Source organism: Psychrobacter sp. AOP5-GZ1-6, from assembly GCF_052376345.1.
Lineage (GTDB): Bacteria > Pseudomonadota > Gammaproteobacteria > Pseudomonadales > Moraxellaceae > Psychrobacter.
In genome coordinates this window covers 1-4,956 of record NZ_JBQSVP010000180.1, presented here as the reverse complement: position 1 = coordinate 4,956, position 4,956 = coordinate 1, and the positions used below count along the sequence as shown (strand labels likewise).

The window sequence follows — 4,956 nt, the reverse complement described above, 5'->3', positions numbered from 1 at the left end:
TATACTAGCGACACAAGTTGATGACATTCCTGAGACACCTATCCCCGAACGTGAATTGACGTTTGATCGATTTTTGGACAAGATTCTAAGTCATCAGTTTCGGGAGCAAAACCCCGAAGTACAGTTTGCAGAGCGTGTGGCGATGATTGCCAAACTAGAAGCAGACGAAGGCGTTTACCCACTACCAGATCGTTATAAAATCCATTTAATACTGACCGCGCTGTGGGAAGATGGTAGCGCGTACTCTAGAGCCATTTTAAAACAAGCTATCAGTGAGCTACCAGTCAACTACGGTGTGTGGAAAGGTTTAAAACGTATTTATAAGCAGGCTGAGTTTTCTCAAGATTATGAGATTTTTGGCCAAATAGCCGCCAAGATTGATTTACAACGTTTTGATCAGACACCCAAAGCCAATGTTAGCTTCGCAACCAAAACGTATATGAGCCTCAGAGCATGGCGATATTTGCGCCAACTGGGGCAGCAGATGCCGATTGGCTATATTGATGCCGCTGTCTGTGTACTCGCCAGCTATGACGAAACCATGACAGCTGGCAGTGCCGAGCAAACGAGCAGCTGGGTCCTCAATCACATTTGCTTCCACAATAGCCTAGATTATGGCGTCAATCGATTTAGCAGTCGCTCTCCTCGCAAGCTATTTGATGCAAAAGGTCGTGCGTTTTCTGAGGCGTGGCAACGAGATCCTGAACCACTTATTCAACTATTGGCTATCGCAAAAAATGAGGCTGTCAGACAGTTTGCAACCGATAGTTTAAAGCATGACTTTAAAACCCAATTACGTGATGTAAGTAACGACACGCTGCAATATCTATCGGCTGGTAAGGCGCATAGTAAAGCGCGTGATGAGATGATTGTTTGGCTACTAGAAAACTCACCTAATTTTGAAAAGTCTAAGTTTCAGACATTGGGCTTACATCAAGTCGTACTACAACTACTTCATTCACACTACCCTGCTGCCTATCAATACGCGATTGGCTATGCCAAAAGCTATGCCCAAGACTTATCACTCACTGAGCTGATGCTATTGGCGATGTCAGATTATGAGCCTGTTAGAACCTTTGCAATCAATAATATATTAAGTCGTGACCCTATTTCAGATATTGGTGTCAATGGTTGGGGGCAGCTACTAGACACAGAGCATCACCATCAAACCGCTAGCAAACAACTCAGCAAACACTTTACAAGACGCGACTTAACTCCTGAGTGGTTTTTTGAACGATTGACTAGCAGCAGACGGTACAGTGTTAAGTTTGCCATAAAAAAATTGCCTGAGCTTTATAGTGCCAAAGAGTTAGGATCTGAATACTTTATTCGCGTCGCCCAGCAACTAGATATATCAGCAGCATACGACTTCTCTGCTCATGATGACAGTTACTGCATGCACTTTGCGTTAGATCAGCTTAGGCGTTTGGATTTGAGTCAAATAAATGCTTCAGTATGGCAAGTCCTGTTATTACATCCATTGTCACAATCTACTGTTATCGACTGGATTGATGAAGATGTACTGTCAGCCGCAGCGCTTGATATGAGCTATTGGCATGCGCTTGCTTATGAGCCTGATTGGCAAGTAGCTGAATATATTGAACTATTAAAGTCCACTAGTATTATCAATCTTATAAGTAGTACTGATAATCAAGGTTTACCCCCTATTTCTGAACCTATCAAGAATTGGCAAAAGCAATTAGACTTTGATGAATACTTAGCAGAAAATGTGCAAGATTGGCTGTCTGATGTACGCCGTTTTGCGCCGATAGATCTAGGTTTCGACTGGCTTATGACGCTAGCACATAGTGAGCAAGCACTCTATCGTGAATTTGCGATTGAGCGTATTAACAAAGGCTTCTTGCCTGCCGATTTTGTTGCATATCTCGATAATGACAGTAATGAAGAAGGTAGCCCTACTGACAGCGCTTCTAGTGGTAACACTACAGGCTCGAGTAGTAATGCAGATGTTGCTACCGAAGTAGATTTGTCCGGTCAACGGTATTTGTTCACGGGCAAGATGCAAAGCATGACACGTGGCGAGGCCGAAAAAGTCGTGAAAGCAGCTAATGGTGCTATTAGTAGCGCCGTCAATGGCAAGCTAGATTATTTGGTTATTGGGGATGATGGATCACCGCTATATGGTAATGGCCGTAAAGGCAGTAAACAGCTGAAAGCTGAAGGTTTGATCGCTGATGGTGCGGCACTAAAAATCATCTCTGAAACAGCGTTCTTACAAATGCTAAGTGGTCAATCACGAGAAGTGTCCGAAGATGATATTTTTGCAGGTGCCAATGCCTTGTGGCACATGGCAACAGATGATGCTACTGCGCCTATCAGTGAGCTTGCGATCAGCTACCTAAGTCATCATCATGAACATATTTGTATGGCGTTGACAGACAGACCTGTTGATCCTGATGCGATTATCCCTTCTTCGTTCTTTGATGCTGAGCGCGTCATTCCTTTATTACAACAGCGTAACAGCCAGTTGCGAGATTTTGGCTTATTACTGAGCGAGTATGAGATGGCGACGTGGCAACCAACGCCAGCTCTATGGCTCATGATAGCTGAGTCGCCTTATACTGAGGTCACTGAGCTGTTGAAACGTGCGCTTTTAGATGAACCTTCCGTTACCAATCGCCGTTACCACATCCAGCCAACACAATTGAATGCCGATATGTTAAATGCTTTGATTGAAAGCAAAGCGCGAGTCGCTCGCCAAATCGGTATCACGCTGCTACAGCGTCACGCTCACTTCCAAGAAGTGCAGTCTTTATACCAACTGACTCAAAGCACAGACCGTGAAGTACGTTATGCTGCTGTGACCATGCTATGGAAACACTACAAGTCGCGTCACGTGTCTCCAAACTGGCAACCAAACAGTAGCGATAAAGAGGTTGCACAAGATAAAGACAGCAATACTCAACCAATCATAAAAGAACAGCCAGTAAAAACAGCAGAGAACTTGCCTGCAGAAGTCGATCAGTTATTAATGCTGCTACGCCGCGGGCTATTTGAGCTACCGCCTGGTCGTTTAGGTGGGTCGCAAGAACCCAATGCTAGTGCCAGCAATAATCAACAACGCTATTCAGATAAAAGCAATGAGACAGCTGATACAGATAGCAATATTACGCTAAAACCTATATCTGCGAGTCGTGCCAAACTGGCATTGATTGAGACTTTTCGTGATGTGGCATTGGCTGATAGTACCTTTGCGGCGCTCATTATGCCGACACTATTCACCTTTACGCACTCAGCAGGCAAGATGGAGCGTCATGCGTGTCTGGTTGCCGTCACACGGTTGTTGCATCGCTATCCTGAGCTATCCAACAATCTACAGGCAGCTGCTTCTGCTTAACGGCTTTGGCGGACAGATAACAGATATAGGTAAATACTAGTAAGCTTTTATAGCCAAAAAAAGATACTCAAAAAAATATGACGTCACCTCAACTGAGATAACACCATGAAAACAATAACACTCCCCTATTGGGGTCAAATTATTGGTTTAGTCAGTAAAGCCAATAGCACCCAAGCGGCAACTCAAAAAACAACCAAACAGGATGGGCGCAGTCTTTTTATTACTCGCCAGCAGCAAACCCAAACATCGACGCCTGTTTTGTACATCCTCGATCAACAAGGTGAGCAATTTAGCTTATCGACGACTGCATTACCTTGTGCGATGCAAGCCATCAGCCAAACAGATGACAGCACTATTGTTATGATTGGTGATGATGGTCATCTTTACCAAACGGACTGGCAAGCCAAAAAAGTTAAAAAGACCAGTGCCAAATCCTTACTTGATACACTTAAGAATAGTGATAGTGAGATAGGCTGTGCCGTTGCAATGGCACCACTACAAGATGCCTTGGCTATCTTATATCCGAAACACATCGTGGTATGGCCTTATCAAAACAGTAAGACTAGTAGTACTGCCATCATTGAGCCTTATGTATCTGCTATAGCAACATCAAATAAAGACTCTGTATTGACAGCACTAACAACGTCAAACGACGGATCATGGCTAGTTGTGGCAGATCAATCGGGAGATGTTAGTAGCTATCAATGGGCCTCAGATGAAACAAAACTTAGCTTGAGCAGCCGCAAACAGCTCCATCAAGGTAAAGTAACGGCGCTTTGTTTTGAGCCAGTCGGTCAGTATTTCTTCTCAGCAGGTGCGGATAAATACTTGTACCGTACTCATGTTCAAGGCGACCTACATCCTGTTGATAGAGCCAAGTCTAGCCAGCACAGCGAAATGATCAAGTCGCTTTGTGTGTCAGACACTCGACTGTTTACTACCGCAGATGACAAAATCGTCAAATCATGGGCATTTGATAAAGGTCAGCCAAACAGTTGTAAAGAAGATTTGGTTAAGCCGCAGCAGATTACCGTCGCAAGCTATGCTGACAAGCCTGCCATCATAGTAGTAGGTCTTGACCAAAGCTTACGTTTTATACCAATAGACATCACTCAGAGCAATGCATCAAATAGCAAGCTACTGCCAGTCACTTATGTCATAAAAGACGGCTACCACAGAATTAAACAGCTACTCTCTGATACTTCAAACAATAGCGATGTTGCGTTTAAAGAAGGCTTGGCACTGCTACAGGTACAAGCAGACAATCAAACGTTAGATTTGGTCAAAAAATTACTTGATGATAGCGACACACTCACAGCCAACCAAGCATTACAATTGGTACAGTGGGTCGCTACGACGAGTCTTGATAAGACGGCACATGTTTTAGAGCAGCAACTAAGCTCGGCGCACAGTGCAAAATTACGTCTTGCGGCATTTCATGCATTGGCAGACCGAGCCGACTCTACCGCCCGTCCGCTTAGATACTTAGAAGAGGCGTTTAAAAACCGTTACTACGAAGAGGTGATAGCTTCTGCGTTGCAAGGGTATCTAAAAGTGGCCATGCAAGATGCCACAAGCCAGCGACGAATCTTACCTAT

Annotated in this window: 2 protein-coding genes; both read left to right on the top strand. The window is 44.3% G+C overall.

Translation table 11 applies throughout. From position 1 onward, the window contains the following. Positions 1-3,358, top strand: a 3,358-nt coding sequence (locus tag ACT3RN_RS14465; RefSeq protein WP_444518747.1) for a BRCT domain-containing protein, incomplete at its 5' end; no start/stop codon positions are given. Between the two features lie 105 nt (positions 3,359-3,463). Beyond that, positions 3,464-4,956 (top strand): hypothetical protein (locus ACT3RN_RS14460; protein WP_444518746.1); only part of this gene is annotated, 1,493 nt, incomplete at its 3' end.